14 protein-coding genes are annotated in these 14,415 nt (G+C 63.4%); all 14 read left to right on the forward strand.

Going from position 1 to position 14,415, the window contains the following annotated elements:
• Positions 1-100: 100 nt before the first annotated feature.
• The 14 genes from M5B42_RS00190 to fliM all read left to right on the forward strand — a co-directional run bounded on the left by M5B42_RS00190 (position 101) and on the right by fliM (position 14,410).
• Positions 101-1,300 carry an ATP-binding protein gene (locus M5B42_RS00190; protein ID WP_248744996.1) on the forward strand — a complete coding sequence of 400 codons (1,200 nt, stop codon included), beginning with the start codon at positions 101-103 and terminating at the stop codon, positions 1,298-1,300.
• Positions 1,297-2,709: a sigma-54 dependent transcriptional regulator gene (locus M5B42_RS00195; protein WP_248744699.1), complete on the forward strand. Its 1,413-nt coding sequence runs from the start codon at positions 1,297-1,299 to the stop codon at positions 2,707-2,709. The genes M5B42_RS00190 and M5B42_RS00195 overlap by 4 nt, the downstream gene beginning before the upstream one ends.
• Positions 2,710-2,841: 132 nt before the next feature.
• Positions 2,842-3,171 carry a flagellar hook-basal body complex protein FliE gene (fliE, locus tag M5B42_RS00200; RefSeq protein WP_103495961.1) on the forward strand — a complete coding sequence of 110 codons (330 nt, stop codon included), beginning with the start codon at positions 2,842-2,844 and terminating at the stop codon, positions 3,169-3,171.
• Between the two features lie 21 nt (positions 3,172-3,192).
• A complete protein-coding gene (fliF, locus tag M5B42_RS00205) occupies positions 3,193-4,980 on the forward strand; it encodes a flagellar basal-body MS-ring/collar protein FliF (RefSeq protein WP_103495960.1) in 1,788 nt (595 codons plus the stop codon).
• Positions 4,973-5,992: a flagellar motor switch protein FliG gene (fliG, locus tag M5B42_RS00210; RefSeq protein WP_100939016.1), complete on the forward strand. Its 1,020-nt coding sequence runs from the start codon at positions 4,973-4,975 to the stop codon at positions 5,990-5,992. Before fliF ends, fliG begins: the two co-directional genes overlap by 8 nt.
• A gap of 10 nt (positions 5,993-6,002) precedes the next feature.
• On the forward strand, positions 6,003-6,785 hold the full coding sequence (gene fliH / locus M5B42_RS00215) for a flagellar assembly protein FliH (RefSeq protein ID WP_248744700.1): 783 nt from the start codon (positions 6,003-6,005) through the stop codon (positions 6,783-6,785).
• Positions 6,775-8,133, forward strand: coding sequence for a flagellar protein export ATPase FliI (fliI, locus tag M5B42_RS00220; protein ID WP_103495958.1), 1,359 nt, complete (start codon positions 6,775-6,777; stop codon positions 8,131-8,133). Before fliH ends, fliI begins: the two co-directional genes overlap by 11 nt.
• 6 nt (positions 8,134-8,139) lie before the next feature.
• Positions 8,140-8,589: a flagellar export protein FliJ gene (gene fliJ / locus M5B42_RS00225; RefSeq protein ID WP_103495957.1), complete on the forward strand. Its 450-nt coding sequence runs from the start codon at positions 8,140-8,142 to the stop codon at positions 8,587-8,589.
• An 88-nt stretch (positions 8,590-8,677) separates the two neighbouring features.
• The gene (locus M5B42_RS00230; protein ID WP_040069840.1) at positions 8,678-8,983 is read left to right on the forward strand and encodes an STAS domain-containing protein; all 306 of its coding nucleotides are present in this window, start codon (positions 8,678-8,680) and stop codon (positions 8,981-8,983) included.
• Positions 8,984-8,989: 6 nt separating this feature from the next.
• Positions 8,990-10,696, forward strand: coding sequence for a SpoIIE family protein phosphatase (locus M5B42_RS00235; RefSeq protein WP_248744701.1), 1,707 nt, complete (start codon positions 8,990-8,992; stop codon positions 10,694-10,696).
• 41 nt (positions 10,697-10,737) lie between these two features.
• Complete coding sequence (locus M5B42_RS00240; RefSeq protein WP_152738612.1) at positions 10,738-11,082, forward strand: Hpt domain-containing protein; 345 nt, start codon at positions 10,738-10,740, stop codon at positions 11,080-11,082.
• A 104-nt stretch (positions 11,083-11,186) separates the two neighbouring features.
• Positions 11,187-12,680, forward strand: coding sequence for a flagellar hook-length control protein FliK (locus tag M5B42_RS00245; RefSeq protein WP_248744702.1), 1,494 nt, complete (start codon positions 11,187-11,189; stop codon positions 12,678-12,680).
• A gap of 245 nt (positions 12,681-12,925) precedes the next feature.
• A complete protein-coding gene (gene fliL / locus M5B42_RS00250) occupies positions 12,926-13,432 on the forward strand; it encodes a flagellar basal body-associated protein FliL (protein ID WP_103495953.1) in 507 nt (168 codons plus the stop codon).
• Between the two features lie 9 nt (positions 13,433-13,441).
• Entirely contained in the window at positions 13,442-14,410 is a 969-nt protein-coding gene (gene fliM / locus M5B42_RS00255) for a flagellar motor switch protein FliM (RefSeq protein ID WP_103495952.1), read from the forward strand.
• The last annotated feature ends 5 nt before the right edge of the window (positions 14,411-14,415 follow it).

Here is a 14,415-nt window from a genome sequence, read left to right on the forward strand (position 1 = left end):
GCTGGTTTTTTTTCGGCACGGGTATTGCTAAGTCTCTTGTAACGTTCCGTTTAAATGACGGTCAGCCAAGCGAGAGAGCACCATGCCCCAAGCCGCCCCGATGTCACCTGTCCCTGAAGCCTCGGGATCTTCGTCGTCCGTCGAGCAGGCCGGTCGGTTGGGTCTGGAGCAGGCTTTCTCGCTGTTCAGTCAGATGTCGACGCAACTCAACGATTCCTACAGCCTGCTTGAAGCCCGGGTCACCGAGCTCAAGGGCGAGCTGGCCGTGGTCAGCGCCCAGCGCATGGCCGAACTGGCGGAAAAAGAGCGCTTGGCCAATCGTTTGCAGAACCTGCTCGACCTGTTGCCGGGCGGGGTCATCGTCATCGATTCCCTGGGGATCGTCAGCGAAGCCAATCCGGCGGCCCGGGAGTTGCTCGGCCTGCCTCTGGTCGGCGAGCTCTGGCGTCAGGTGATCGCTCGTTGCTTTGCTCCACGTGAAGACGACGGTCATGAAATCTCCCTCAAGGACGGCCGGCGTCTGTCGATCTCCACCCGCTCGCTGGATGCCGAGCCGGGTCAGTTGGTGTTGCTCAATGACCTGACTGAAACCCGTCGCCTGCAGGATCAACTGGCCCGGCACGAGCGCCTGTCCTCGCTCGGACGTATGGTTGCGTCCCTCGCGCACCAGATCCGTACGCCGCTCTCGGCGGCCTTGCTCTATGCCAGCCATCTCGCCGAGCAGGCCTTGCCGGTCGAGACCCAGCAACGCTTTGCCGGGCGCTTGAAGGAGCGCCTGCACGAGTTGGAGCACCAGGTCCGCGATATGCTGGTGTTCGCCCGTGGCGAGCTGCCGCTGACCGATCGGCTGACGCCTAATGGCTTGATGCAGGCGCTGCAGGCAGCGGCGCAGACCCATGTCCAGGGAGCCTCGGTGCGCTGGCAGTGCGACAGTCATGTCGGTGAGTTGCTGTGCAATCGCGACACCCTGGTGGGCGCGCTGCTGAACCTGATCGAAAACGCCCAGCAGGCCACCACCGGCCAGGTGCGCCTGAAGGTGCACCTGTACGCCCGTGGCGCGACCTTGCGCCTGTGCGTCAGTGACAATGGCTCGGGTATCGACCCGACCGTGCTGCTGCGCCTGGGCGAACCCTTCTTTACCACCAAGACCACCGGCACCGGCCTCGGCCTGGCGGTGGTCAAGGCCGTTGCCCGGGCGCATCAGGGTGACATGCAATTACAATCGCGGCTGGGGCGTGGCACCTGTGCGATGGTCTGCCTGCCGCTGATTCCTGGCGCCATGGAGGAGGCTCAACAATGAGACCGCTGCTCAAGGTCCTGCTGGTCGAGGATGATCATGCCTTGCGTGAGGCGCTGGCCGATACCTTGCTGCTGGCCGGGCATCGGTTCCACGCGGTCGGTTCGGCCGAGGAAGCACTGGAGGCGGTGGCCGCGGAGTCGTTCGGCCTGGTGATCAGCGACGTTAATATGCCGGGCATGGACGGGCATCAGTTGCTCGGCCTGTTGCGCGCGCGCCAGCCGCAATTGCCGGTATTGCTGATGACCGCCCACGGGGCGGTGGAGCGGGCAGTGGATGCGATGCGCCAGGGCGCGGCCGATTACTTGGTCAAACCGTTCGAGCCCAAGGCCCTGCTCGATCTGGTGGCGCGGCATGCCCTGGGGCAGCCGGGCGCGGTAGACAGCGAGGGGCCGATCGCCTCGGAGCCGGCCAGTGCGCAGTTGCTCGAGCTGGCGGCGCGGGTGGCGCGCAGCGATTCGACGGTGCTGATTTCTGGCGAGTCCGGCACCGGCAAGGAGGTGCTGGCGCGGTATATCCACCAGCAATCACCCCGTGCCAGCCAGCCGTTTATCGCCATCAACTGCGCGGCGATTCCCGACAATATGCTTGAGGCCACCCTGTTCGGCCACGAAAAAGGCTCGTTCACGGGGGCCATCGCGGCCCAGGCCGGCAAGTTCGAGCAGGCCGATGGAGGGACCATCCTGCTCGATGAGATTTCCGAAATGCCCCTGGGTCTCCAGGCCAAGCTGCTGCGTGTGCTCCAGGAGCGCGAGGTCGAGCGGGTCGGTGCACGCAAACCGATCACCCTGGATATCCGCGTGGTGGCCACCACCAACCGCGACCTGGTGGGAGAAGTGGCGGCGGGACGCTTCCGTGAGGACCTTTACTATCGCCTGTCGGTTTTTCCGCTGGCCTGGCGTCCGTTGCGCGAGCGTACCGCCGATATTCTGCCGTTGGCCGAACGTCTACTTGCCAAGCACAGCGCCAAAATGAAACATGCCTCTGTTCGACTGTCGGCCCAGGCGCAGGCTTGTCTGATCGGCTATCCGTGGCCGGGCAATGTGCGCGAGCTGGACAATGCGATCCAGCGGGCGCTGATCCTGCAGCAGGGTGGGCTGATCCAGGCCGAGGATTTCTGCCTGGCCGGCCCGGTCTGCGCGGCGCCGCTGCCAGGGCTAGCGCCGACCAACCGGTCGTCTGTCGGCGAGCCGGTGCTGGCCGAGGCGGTAGCGGGGGAGCAGGTGGGTGGCCTGGGCGACGACCTGCGTCGGCGCGAATTCCAGATGATTATCGACACCCTGCGCGCCGAGCGCGGGCGGCGCAAGGAGGCCGCCGAGCGACTGGGTATCAGCCCGCGTACGCTGCGCTACAAACTGGCGCAGATGCGCGATGCCGGAATGGATGTCGAGGCCTATCTGTTTGCCAGCTAGGCCGATTCGGGCTTGTGTGTCGTGTATCGGATTTTGTTCGAGAACGACAAGGAGCTGGCACCCTTGTTGCTAACCCTTCACTAACAGCTGCATAAGTGTCAAAAAATTGCAGGCCGCCGGAGAGAGACGTTCATGAGCCAGGGTGTTGAATTTAATCGATTGATGCTGGACATGCGCTCCATGCAAATGGATGCCATGGCTCAACCCAAATCGGCTGTGGCCGCGCCGGAAGTCAGTGGCAGCAGCTTTTCCGATTTGCTCGGCAATGCCATCAACAAGGTCAACGACGTGCAGCAAGCCTCTGGCCAGCTGTCCACGGCGTTCGAAATCGGCAAGAGCGGTGTCGACCTGACGGACGTCATGATCGCCTCGCAGAAAGCCAGTGTCTCGTTCCAGGCCTTGACCCAGGTGCGCAACAAGCTGGTCCAGGCGTATCAAGACATCATGCAGATGCCGGTCTAAGGGTTAGGGACGTAAATAGTCATGGCAGAAGTTCTCGCCGATAACGTACCGGCCAAGTCCGGCCCCGCAGACGGTAAACCGCCGCTGTTCGGGTTGTCCTTTCTGGAAAATCTTTCCGAAATGACCATGCTCCGTCAGGTTGGCCTGATGGTCGGCCTGGCGGCCAGCGTGGCGATCGGTTTTGCCGTGGTGTTGTGGTCCCAACAGCCTGACTACCGGCCGCTGTATGGCAGCCTGGCGGGTATGGATGCCAAGCAGGTCATGGAAACCCTGGCGGCGGCGGATATTCCCTACACCGTCGAGCCGAACTCCGGCGCGCTGCTGGTCAAGGCCGATGACGTGTCCCGCGCCCGCCTCAAGCTGGCCGCCGCCGGCGTGACGCCGAGCGACGGCAACATCGGTTTCGAAATTCTCGACAAGGACCAGGGCCTGGGCACCAGCCAGTTCATGGAGGCGACCCGTTATCGGCGCGGCCTGGAAGGCGAACTGGCACGGACCATTTCCAGCCTGAACAACATCAAGGCCGCCCGCGTGCACCTGGCGATCCCGAAAAGCTCGGTGTTCGTTCGCGATGAGCGCAAGCCCAGCGCTTCGGTATTGGTCGAGATGTATTCCGGCCGTACCCTGGAGCCCGGACAGGTGCTCGCGATTATCAACCTGGTGGCCACCAGTGTTCCGGAACTCAGCAAGTCGCAGGTCACCGTCGTCGACCAGAAAGGCAACCTGCTCTCCGACCAGGCGCAAAACTCCGAATTGAGCATGGCCGGCAAGCAGTTCGATTACAGCCGGCGCATGGAAAGCATGCTCACCCAGCGGGTGCACAACATCCTGCAACCGGTGCTGGGCAACGATCGCTACAAGGCCGAAGTCTCCGCCGACGTGGACTTCAGCGCGGTCGAGTCGACCTCCGAACAATTCAACCCTGACCAGCCGGCGCTACGCAGCGAACAGTCGACCACCGAACAGCGCACCGCCAGCAGCGGCCCACAAGGCGTGCCGGGGGCCCTGAGCAACCAACCGCCAGGCCCGGCCACCGCGCCGCAGACCACCGGCGGCGCAGCGGCTTCTTCCGGCGCCATCGCCGCTGGCCAGCCGCTGCTCGATGCCAACGGCCAGCAGATCATGGACCCGGCCACCGGCCAACCGATGCTGGCGCCGTATCCGGCGGACAAGCGTCAACAATCGACCAAGAACTTCGAACTGGATCGCTCCATCAGCCACACCAAGCAACAGCAAGGTCGCGTGACCCGTCTGTCGGTGGCGGTGGTGGTTGACGATCAGGTCAAGATCAACCCGACCAATGGCGAGACCACCCGTTCGCCGTGGAGCGCCGACGAACTGGCGCGCTTCACTCGCCTGGTCCAGGATGCCGTCGGTTTCGAGGCCAGCCGCGGCGACAGCGTCAGCGTGATCAACGTGCCGTTCTCCGCCGAGCGCGGGGAAGTGATCGCCGATATTCCGTTCTACTCGCAACCCTGGTTCTGGGATGTGGTCAAGCAGGTACTGGGCGTATTGTTCATCCTGGTACTGGTATTCGGTGTGCTGCGTCCGGTACTCAACAACATCACCAATGGTGGCAAGGGCAAGCAGTTGGCCGGTTTTGGCGGCGACGTCGAACTCGGTGGCATGGGCGGCCTGGATGGCGAACTGGCCAACGACCGCGTCAGCCTGGGCGGTCCGCAGAGCATCCTGCTGCCGAGCCCGAGTGAAGGTTATGACGCACAGCTGAACGCCATCAAGAGTCTGGTAGCCGAAGATCCGGGCCGTGTGGCACAGGTCGTCAAAGAGTGGATTAACGCCGATGAGTAATAACGCCGCCGTCAACCAGAAGCTGACCCGGGTCGACAAAGCCGCGATCCTGCTGCTGTCGCTGGGCTCCACGGATGCTGCACAAGTGTTGCGCCACATGGGCCCCAAGGAAGTCCAGCGGGTCGGCGTGGCGATGGCGCAGATGCGCAACGTGCACCGCGAGCAGGTCGAGCAGGTCATGAGCGAGTTCGTCGAGATCGTCGGCGACCAGACCAGCCTGGGCGTCGGCTCCGACGACTACGTGCGCAAGATGCTGACCCAGGCCCTGGGTGAAGACAAGGCCAACGGCCTGATCGACCGGATCCTGCTGGGCGGCAACACCAGCGGCCTGGACAGCCTCAAGTGGATGGAGCCGCGGGCGGTGGCGGACGTGATCCGTTACGAACACCCGCAGATCCAGGCGATCGTCGTGGCGTACCTCGACCCCGATCAGGCCGGCGAAGTGCTGAACAACTTCGACCACAAGGTGCGTCTGGACATCATCCTGCGGGTCTCGTCGCTGAACACGGTGCAGCCGGCGGCCCTCAAGGAACTCAACCAGATTCTCGAGAAACAGTTCTCCGGTAACTCCAACGCGGCCCGGACCACCCTGGGCGGTATCAAGCGTGCCGCGGACATCATGAACTTCCTCGACAGCTCGATCGAAGGCCAGTTGATGGACTCGATCCGCGAAGTCGACGAGGACCTGTCGACCCAGATCGAAGACCTCATGTTCGTCTTCAACAACCTCTCCGACGTCGACGACCGCGGTATCCAGGCGCTGCTGCGCGAAGTGTCTTCGGACGTGCTGGTGCTGGCGCTCAAGGGCTCCGACGAAGGCGTCAAGGAAAAGATCTTCAAGAACATGTCCAAGCGTGCGGCGGAACTGCTGCGCGACGACCTCGAAGCCAAGGGTCCGGTTCGCGTCAGCGACGTGGAGACCGCGCAGAAGGAAATCCTTACCATCGCCCGCCGTATGGCCGAAGCCGGAGAGATCGTGCTCGGTGGCAAGGGCGGCGAAGAGATGATCTAAGGATCAAGCCATGACTGATCCAACCGATCTGATCCGCGCCCGGGACGTGGGCGGTTTCGACCTCTGGTCGCTGCCCAGTTTCGACCCGCATGTCGAGGAGCCCGAACCCGAGCCGGTGGAAGAACCGCCGGCCGAGATGGAAGAAGTGCCGCTGGAGGAAGTCCAGCCGCTGACCCTTGAAGAACTCGAAAGCATTCGCCAGGAAGCCTACAACGAAGGCTTTGCCGTGGGCGAGCGCGAAGGTTTTCACAGCACCCAGCTCAAGGTCCGCCAGGAAGCCGAAGTCGCCCTCAGTGCCAAGCTCAAGTCCCTGGAAGCGCTGATGGGCAATCTGTTCGCGCCCATCGCCGAGCAGGACCGGCAGATCGAGCAGGGCCTGGTGGGTCTGGTCGAGCATATGGTCCGCGAGGTCATCCAGCGTGAGCTGAAGACCGATTCCAGCCAGATCGAGCATGTCCTGCGCGAAGCCCTCAAGCTGTTGCCGCTGGGCGCCGAGAATGTCCGCTTGCACATCAATCCCCAGGACTTCGACCAGGTCAAGGCCTTGCGCGAGCGCCACGAAGCCAGCTGGCGCATCGTCGAGGACGAGGCCCTGCTGGCCGGCGGCTGCCGGGTCGAAACCGAGCACAGTCGGATCGATGCGACCATTGAAACCCGTATCAGCAAGGCCATCGCACAGTTGTTCGATCAGCTCCACGAGCAATCCCTGCACCCGGCGGTGCCGGACATGGCCCTGGAGCTGGAGGAAGCGCTGACGACGGCTCCCGAAGCGGACCTGTCCGATGCGTCTTGAACGCACCAGCTTCGCCAAGCGCTTGAGCGGTTACGCTGAAGCCATTGACCTGCCTGGGCAGCCGATTCTCGAAGGACGCCTGTTGCGCATGGTCGGCCTGACCCTCGAAGCCGAGGGCTTGCGCGCCGCCATGGGCGCGCGCTGCATGGTCATCAATGACGACAGTTATCACCCGGTGCAGGTCGAGGCCGAGGTGATGGGGTTTTCCGGTGGCAAGGTCTTCCTGATGCCGGTGGGCAGCGTGGCCGGCATTGCGCCGGGTGCCAGGGTGGTGCCGCTGGCCGATACCGGGCGCCTGCCGATGGGCATGAGCATGCTCGGGCGGGTGCTGGACGGCGCCGGCCGTGCCCTTGACGGCAAGGGCGGGATGAAGGCCGAGGACTGGGTGCCGATGGACGGCCCGACCATCAACCCGCTCAACCGCGATCCCATCAGCCAGCCGCTGGACGTGGGCATTCGCTGCATCAATGGTTTGTTGACCGTGGGCCGTGGCCAGCGCCTCGGACTCTTCGCCGGTACCGGCGTGGGCAAGAGCGTGCTGTTGGGCATGATGACCCGCTTCACCGAGGCCGACATCATCGTCGTCGGCCTGATCGGCGAACGGGGTCGCGAGGTGAAGGAATTCATCGAGCACATTCTCGGCGAGGAAGGCCTCAAACGCTCGGTGGTGGTGGCTTCGCCGGCGGATGACGCGCCGCTGATGCGTTTGCGCGCGGCCATGTACTGCACGCGGATTGCCGAGTATTTCCGCGACAAGGGCAAGAATGTCCTGTTGCTCATGGATTCCCTGACCCGTTTCGCCCAGGCCCAGCGGGAAATCGCCCTGGCCATCGGCGAACCACCGGCGACCAAGGGCTATCCGCCGTCAGTGTTCGCCAAGCTGCCCAAGCTGGTGGAGCGGGCCGGTAACGCCGAGGCCGGCGGCGGCTCGATCACCGCGTTCTACACCGTGCTGTCCGAAGGCGATGACCAGCAGGACCCGATTGCCGACTCGGCGCGGGGCGTGCTCGACGGCCATATCGTCCTGTCCCGGCGCCTGGCCGAGGAAGGCCATTACCCGGCGATCGATATCGAAGCGTCCATCAGCCGGGTCATGCCGGCGGTGGTCAGCCCTGAACACATGAGCCGCGCCCAGCACTTCAAGCAGCTCTGGTCGCGTTACCAGCAGAGTCGCGACCTGATCAGCGTCGGTGCCTATGTCGCCGGCGGCGATCGCGAGACCGACACGGCGATTGCCCTGCAGCCGGCGATGGTCCAGTACCTGCGCCAGGGTCTGAACGCCAATATCAGCCTGGGCGAAAGCGAAGCGCACCTGGCGTCGGTGTTCGCTCCCGTGGCCGGCGGTTAATCGATCATGGCCCTGAGCCGTGCCGCGCGCCTGGCCCCGGTGGTCGATATGGCCGAAAGTACCGAGCGTACCGCGGTCCAGCGTCTCGGCTATTTCCAGGGGCAGGTGCGGGTGGCGCAAAACAAGCTGGAGGATCTCGAGCGTTTTCGTCTCGAATACCAGGAGCAGTGGATCCAGCGTGGCAGCCTTGGGGTCTCCGGTCAGTGGCTGCTGGGCTACCAGCAGTTCCTCACCCAGTTGGATACCGCGGTCGGCCAGCAGCGCCAGAGCCTGGCCTGGCACCAGAACAATCTCGACAAGGCGCGCGAAGCCTGGCAGCAGGCCTACGCCCGGGTCGAAGGCTTGCGCAAGCTGGTGCAACGTTATGTCGACGAGGCGCGCCATCTGGAAGACAAGCGTGAACAGAAGTTGCTGGATGAGCTGTCCCAGCGTTTGCCCCGGCAGAGTCCGTATTGATCTGCAGGATTTTTGACGCTCACGGTTGCCCTACCCTCGGTGGGGTGCTAAACCTTGTACACGTCGCCACTGACAAGGAAGCAGGATCATGGCTGTAGTCGCAGAAGTATCGCCCGATGGCGCAAAATTGACGATCTCGATCAAGGGGCGTTTCGATTTTGGCCGGCATCAGGAATTTCGTGAGTCTTACGAGGGACTTGCCAAGAAACCGTCGTCCATTGTGGTCGATCTGAAAGAGGCGACCTATCTGGACAGCTCCGCGCTGGGCATGTTGCTCTTGTTGCGCGATCACGCCGGTGGTGATCATTCCGATGTACGGGTGATCAACAGCAACTCGGACGTGCGCAAGATCCTCGCCATCTCCAATTTCGACAAACTCTTCGATATCGGCTGACCTTGCATGCAGCCGGGAGCGGAGTCGCTGACGGTACTGATCGCCGAGGATGGTGCGGCCGATCGTTTATTGCTCTCGAGCATCGTCAGGCGTCAGGGCCACGGAGTGCTGACCGCCAGCAATGGCGCCGAGGCGGTGGCCCTGTTCGAGGCGCAGCGGCCGCAATTGGTGCTGATGGACGCGATGATGCCGGTGATGGACGGTTTCGAAGCGGCGCGGCGGATCAAGTTGCTGGCCGGCGAGTCGCTGGTGCCGATCATCTTCCTCACCTCCATGACCGAAGTCGATGGGCTGGTGCGTTGCCTGGAGGCTGGCGGCGACGACTTTCTGGAAAAACCCTACAACCAGGTGATCCTCGGGGCCAAGATCAAGGCCATGGACCGTCTCCGGCGCCTTCAGGATACTGTTCTGCAACAGCGCGACCTCATTGCCCGGCACCATGACTACCTGCTCAACGAGCAGCGGGTGGCCAAGGCGGTGTTCGACAAGGTGGCTCACGCCGGCTGCCTGAACGCGCCGAATATCCGCTATATGCAATCGCCTTATGCGCTGTTCAACGGTGACCTGTTGCTGGCGGCCTATACCCCGGCCGGTGACATGCACGTGCTGCTCGGCGACTTCACCGGCCATGGCCTGCCGGCGGCGGTCGGGGCGATGCCGCTGGCGGAAGTCTTCTACGGCATGACCGCCAAGGGCTATGGCCTGGCGGAAACCCTGCGGGAGATGAATGCCAAGCTCAAGCGCATCCTGCCGGTGGACATGTTCTGCTGCGCGACCTTTCTCTGCCTGAGCTCGCAGCGCCAGGTGGTGGAGGTGTGGAATGGCGGCATGCCGGACGGCTACCTGCATCGGGTCGCCACGGGAGAGCGCCAGCCGCTGGTGGCGCGGAACCTGCCGTTGGGGGTGCTGGGGGCCGAGTCGTTCGACCACCGCACCGACGTCTACCCCATGGCCCAGGGCGATCGGGTATTTCTGCTCTCCGACGGGGTGATCGATACCTGCAACAGCGACGAGCAGTTGTTCGGCGTCGAGCGCCTGCAGGAAGTCTTCGCCGCCAATCGGGAGCCGGATCGCCTGTTCGAGGATATCCAGGACGCCTTGCATCGCTTTCGCGGCGAGGCCCGCGATGATGTGAGCATGGTCCAGGTCAGTTTGCCGGCACCGACGCAGCAGTTGCCGAACGCCATGATCTACTCCGACAGCGGCGAGTCCTGCCCACTGGACTGGTCGGTGAGCTTCGAATTTCGCGCGGCCACCCTCAAACGCTTCAATCCGTTGCCGTACATGCTGCAACTGCTGATGGAGGTGCATGGCCTGCGCACCCAGAGCGGGGCGCTCTACAGCGTTCTCGCCGAGCTCTACTCCAACGCCCTGGAACATGGTGTCCTCGGCCTGGATTCGAGCCTCAAGCGCGATGTGCAGGGATTTGCGCAATACTATGAGCAACGCAATCGGCGACTGCTCGAACTGGAGGAGGGCTTCGTCCGTGTACGCCTGCAGGTGATCCCGCAGGGCGAGGGCGGTCGGTTGAGCATACAGGTCGATGACAGCGGCAAGGGTTTTGACGTGACCCGTGTGATGGAGCGTCCCGTGGGGGCCGAACGGCTGTCGGGGCGTGGTGTGGGGCTGGTGCGCCAGCTCGGCCGCAATGCCTGCTGGTCGGACGGCGGGCGCAGCGCCCACGTGGAGTTTTCGTGGGAGGCTCAGGCATAATTCGCGTGTGTGGAGCAGGGAGCGATCAAGTGAACAACGATATGGAACATCTGGACCGCGATGCACTCAGTGCATTGCAGGACATCATGGAGGATGAGTATCCGCTGTTGCTGGATACCTTTCTCGAGGATTCGAGCAAACGCCTGGGGCAATTGCACCAGGCGAGCAATGCTGTGGATCTCGGCGCGGCGGCCCACAGTTTCAAGGGCAGCAGCAGCAACATGGGCGCGTTGCGCCTGGCCGAACTTTGCCGGCAGCTGGAGCAGTTGGCCGCGCAATCGCCGCGGGTCGGTGTCGAAGAGCTGATCAACCAGATCGACCGTGAATATGAAGTGGTGCGGCGTTTTTACGAAAGCGAGCGCGAGCGCTTTCCGGTCCGGCCCTAGCCCCGTTAAGGGGAGCATCCGAGTCGGTCGGGCAAAGATGGCCCGAACCTTGCTGTTGCTTCCTGCACTGTACTTACGATCCTTGTGCAGCGGAGACCGTATCCATGTCACTCGTCCCTAATTCGCTCCTCCAGGCCAACGCTGCCGTCAAGCCGCAGGCGGACCCTGTCATTCCTGCGCCGAGCGTTGTCGCACCGCCCAAGGACAATGCTTTCAGCTTTGCGCAGGTCTACCAGAACACCCAGAGCAATCCGGTGAAGGTCGCCTTCAATCCGCTCAAGTCGATGGCGGAGAAGGCCCCCGTGGCGCCGGCCAAGCCGGACGCACCGGCCAGCAAGGCCGACAACCCGAATGCCTCCGCGCAGTCATCGGTTGCCGGTAGCGGCAAATCCTTGCCTGCCGACAAAACGACCAAGGTGGATGGCAAGACAGCGTCCGCCGATGACAAGGGCGCCTCTGACAAGACCGCGGCCGACGGTACGACGACATCGAGCGATACTTCGAAGCCCGATGACAAGACCGCTTCCAGCGACGGTACCGACACCACGGCGACCGATACCCCGGTCGCCGTAGCGACGCCGGACCCGGCCGTTGATCCGGCTCTGCTCCAGGCGGCCGCTGCCGCGGCGACCCAGGCTCCGGCTCCGGCTCCGGCTCCGGCTCCGGCAACGCCGGTCGACCCGGCCCTGGTCCAGGCGCCGGTGGCGGCAGCGGTCAGCGCCGCGGCCAAACCGGCTGCCGCGACAACCCCCGCCGCTGGCGATGATTTCGATCCGGCCGCCGACCCGTTGGACAATCTGCCGGCGGTACGCCTGGCCATGGAGCAGGGCGGTCACGTATCGAGTGGCAGCCAGGCTACTGCGAAATCCACCGACAACACCGATGCCACCGATTCGACGCTGGCGCAGAACCAGGCCAATAACGTCGTGACGATGCTGGATCAGAAGACCGATCCGGGCAGCAGCGACCAGGGCGGCGACAAATCCTTCAAGGCCCTGATCGATGACGGTCTCAAGGATATCAAGAGCGCCTCCAGCGATACCCGGGTCGACGACTTCGCCAATCGCCTGGCGGCGCTGACCCAGGCGGCCACGCCCAAGACCGCGAATGCACTGCCGGCCAACCAGCCGTTGGCGATGCACCAGAGCGGTTGGAGCGAAGAAGTGGTCAATCGGGTCATGTACCTCTCCAGCGCCAACCTCAAGTCGGCGGAGATCCAGTTGCAGCCCGCCGAACTGGGGCGCCTGGATATCAAGGTGAACATGTCCGCCGACCAGCCGACGCAGATCAGCTTCATCAGCGCCCACGCCGGGGTGCGCGATGCCCTTGAAGGCAACATGCCGCGCCTGCGGGACATGCTGCAACAGCAAGGTCTGGGGCAGGCCGACGTCACGGTTTCCGACCAGGCCCGTGGCTGGGCCGGCCAGGGCCAGGGCGCGCAGCAGCAACAGCAGCAGGCGCACAGAGGTAGCGGCAGTGGCGCTAGCCTCAGTGGCGACAGCGAGGATGACCTGTCGGTTGCCGCGGTCAGCGAAGCCGCCGCTGCCGCCAGCACCAGCGTGGTAGTGGGGTCCAGCGCGGTCGACTATTACGCCTGATCCCGGGGCTTTCGGTGTGCATCCATTTTTCGGCTGCACACGGTACTGTAGGAGCATGGCTTGCCAGCGAAGCTTTTGGCGGTCTCAAGGGCCTCATCGCGGCGCTACGGCGTCCCGACAAGCCCTGCTCCTACAGGTTCCGCTGTATTTCGAAGACAGTACTTCCCTCATGCCCGATCTGGCATAACACTTGCTCCAGCCTTGCCGTGCGACTATGAAAAATCGAATAGTGACGGATTATTGGCATGGCGAAGAGCGAAGCAGCGGTAAAAGAACCCGGCAGTAAAAGCAAACTCAAGCTGATCATCGTCATTGTGCTGGGCGTGCTGCTGGCCATCGGCCTGTCGGTGGGTGCGACCTGGTATTTCATGCACAGTGCCCAGAGCAAGCCGGCACCGGCAGTGGCCGAAGCTGCCCCCAGCGGCAAACAGCCGGCGATCTACGAGCCCATGGCCCCGGCCTTTGTCACCAACTTCAAGGACGCCAGCGGCCGCCAGCGCTACATGCAGGTGAGCATCACCTTGCTGGCGCGTAACCAGGCCGACCTGGATGCCCTCAAGGTGCACATGCCGGTGATCCGCAACAACCTGGTGATGCTGTTCTCCGGCCAGACCTACGAAACCCTCGCGACCCCGGTCGGTCAGGAACTGCTGCGCCAGAAAGCCACTGCCAGCGTGCAGGAAGTGGCGCAGAAGGAAGTCGGCAAAGTGGTGGTCGAACAGCTGCTCTTCACTAACTACGTATTGCAGTAGGATCACGACATGGCCGTGCAGGATCTGCTGTCCCAGGATGAGATCGACGCCCTCTTGCATGGCGTCGATGACGGTCTGGTACAGACCGAAACCGCTGCCGAGCCCGGCAGTGTCAAAAGTTACGACCTGACCAGCCAGGATCGCATCGTCCGCGGACGCATGCCGACCCTGGAAATGATCAACGAACGTTTCGCCCGCTACACCCGCATCAGCATGTTCAACATGCTGCGCCGTTCCGCCGACGTGGCGGTCGGCGGCGTCCAGGTGATGAAGTTCGGCGAATACGTGCACTCGCTCTATGTTCCCACCAGCCTCAACCTGGTGAAGATCAAGCCGTTGCGCGGCACCGCGCTGTTCATTCTCGACGCCAAGCTGGTGTTCAAGCTGGTGGACAACTTTTTCGGTGGCGACGGTCGCCACGCCAAGATCGAAGGCCGTGAATTCACCCCCACTGAACTGCGGGTGGTACGCATGGTGCTGGAGCAGGCATTCATCGACCTCAAGGAAGCCTGGCAGGCGATCATGGAAGTCAATTTCGAGTACATCAACTCGGAAGTGAACCCGGCCATGGCCAACATCGTCGGTCCCAGCGAAGCGGTGGTGGTCTCGACCTTCCATATCGAACTCGACGGTGGCGGCGGCGACCTGCACGTGACCATGCCGTACTCGATGATCGAGCCGGTGCGGGAAATGCTCGACGCCGGTTTCCAATCGGACCTGGACGACCAGGACGAGCGCTGGGTCAAGGCCCTGCGCGAAGACGTGCTCGATGTGGCCGTGCCGCTCAGCGCTACGGTCGCCCGTCGCCAGTTGCGCCTGCGGGACATCCTGCACATGCAGCCGGGTGATGTGATTCCGGTGGAACTGCCGGAAGAGATGGTGATGCGCGCCAATGGCGTGCCGTCGTTCAAGGTCAAGCTCGGTTCCCACAAGGGCAACCTGGCGCTGCAAGTGATTGAGGCGATCGGGCGCCGCTAGGGCGT

This window comes from Pseudomonas sp. MWU12-2037 (assembly GCF_023242345.1).
Taxonomy (GTDB): domain Bacteria; phylum Pseudomonadota; class Gammaproteobacteria; order Pseudomonadales; family Pseudomonadaceae; genus Aquipseudomonas; species Aquipseudomonas gingeri_D.

Bases quoted from the DNA above. Each gene is read 5' to 3' on its own strand.
- M5B42_RS00245 (WP_248744702.1), top strand. From the start codon at position 11,187: ATGTCACTCGTCCCTAATTCGCTCCTCCAGGCCAACGCTGCCGTCAAG.
- fliJ (WP_103495957.1), top strand. From the start codon at position 8,140: ATGGCCCTGAGCCGTGCCGCGCGCCTGGCCCCGGTGGTCGATATGGCC.
- fliG (WP_100939016.1), top strand. From the start codon at position 4,973: ATGAGTAATAACGCCGCCGTCAACCAGAAGCTGACCCGGGTCGACAAA.
- M5B42_RS00195 (WP_248744699.1), top strand. From the start codon at position 1,297: ATGAGACCGCTGCTCAAGGTCCTGCTGGTCGAGGATGATCATGCCTTG.
- fliH (WP_248744700.1), top strand. From the start codon at position 6,003: ATGACTGATCCAACCGATCTGATCCGCGCCCGGGACGTGGGCGGTTTC.
- M5B42_RS00190 (WP_248744996.1), top strand. From the start codon at position 101: ATGTCACCTGTCCCTGAAGCCTCGGGATCTTCGTCGTCCGTCGAGCAG.
- fliI (WP_103495958.1), top strand. From the start codon at position 6,775: ATGCGTCTTGAACGCACCAGCTTCGCCAAGCGCTTGAGCGGTTACGCT.
- fliM (WP_103495952.1), top strand. From the start codon at position 13,442: ATGGCCGTGCAGGATCTGCTGTCCCAGGATGAGATCGACGCCCTCTTG.
- M5B42_RS00240 (WP_152738612.1), top strand. From the start codon at position 10,738: ATGGAACATCTGGACCGCGATGCACTCAGTGCATTGCAGGACATCATG.
- M5B42_RS00230 (WP_040069840.1), top strand. From the start codon at position 8,678: ATGGCTGTAGTCGCAGAAGTATCGCCCGATGGCGCAAAATTGACGATC.
- fliE (WP_103495961.1), top strand. From the start codon at position 2,842: ATGAGCCAGGGTGTTGAATTTAATCGATTGATGCTGGACATGCGCTCC.
- fliF (WP_103495960.1), top strand. From the start codon at position 3,193: ATGGCAGAAGTTCTCGCCGATAACGTACCGGCCAAGTCCGGCCCCGCA.
- fliL (WP_103495953.1), top strand. From the start codon at position 12,926: ATGGCGAAGAGCGAAGCAGCGGTAAAAGAACCCGGCAGTAAAAGCAAA.
- M5B42_RS00235 (WP_248744701.1), top strand. From the start codon at position 8,990: ATGCAGCCGGGAGCGGAGTCGCTGACGGTACTGATCGCCGAGGATGGT.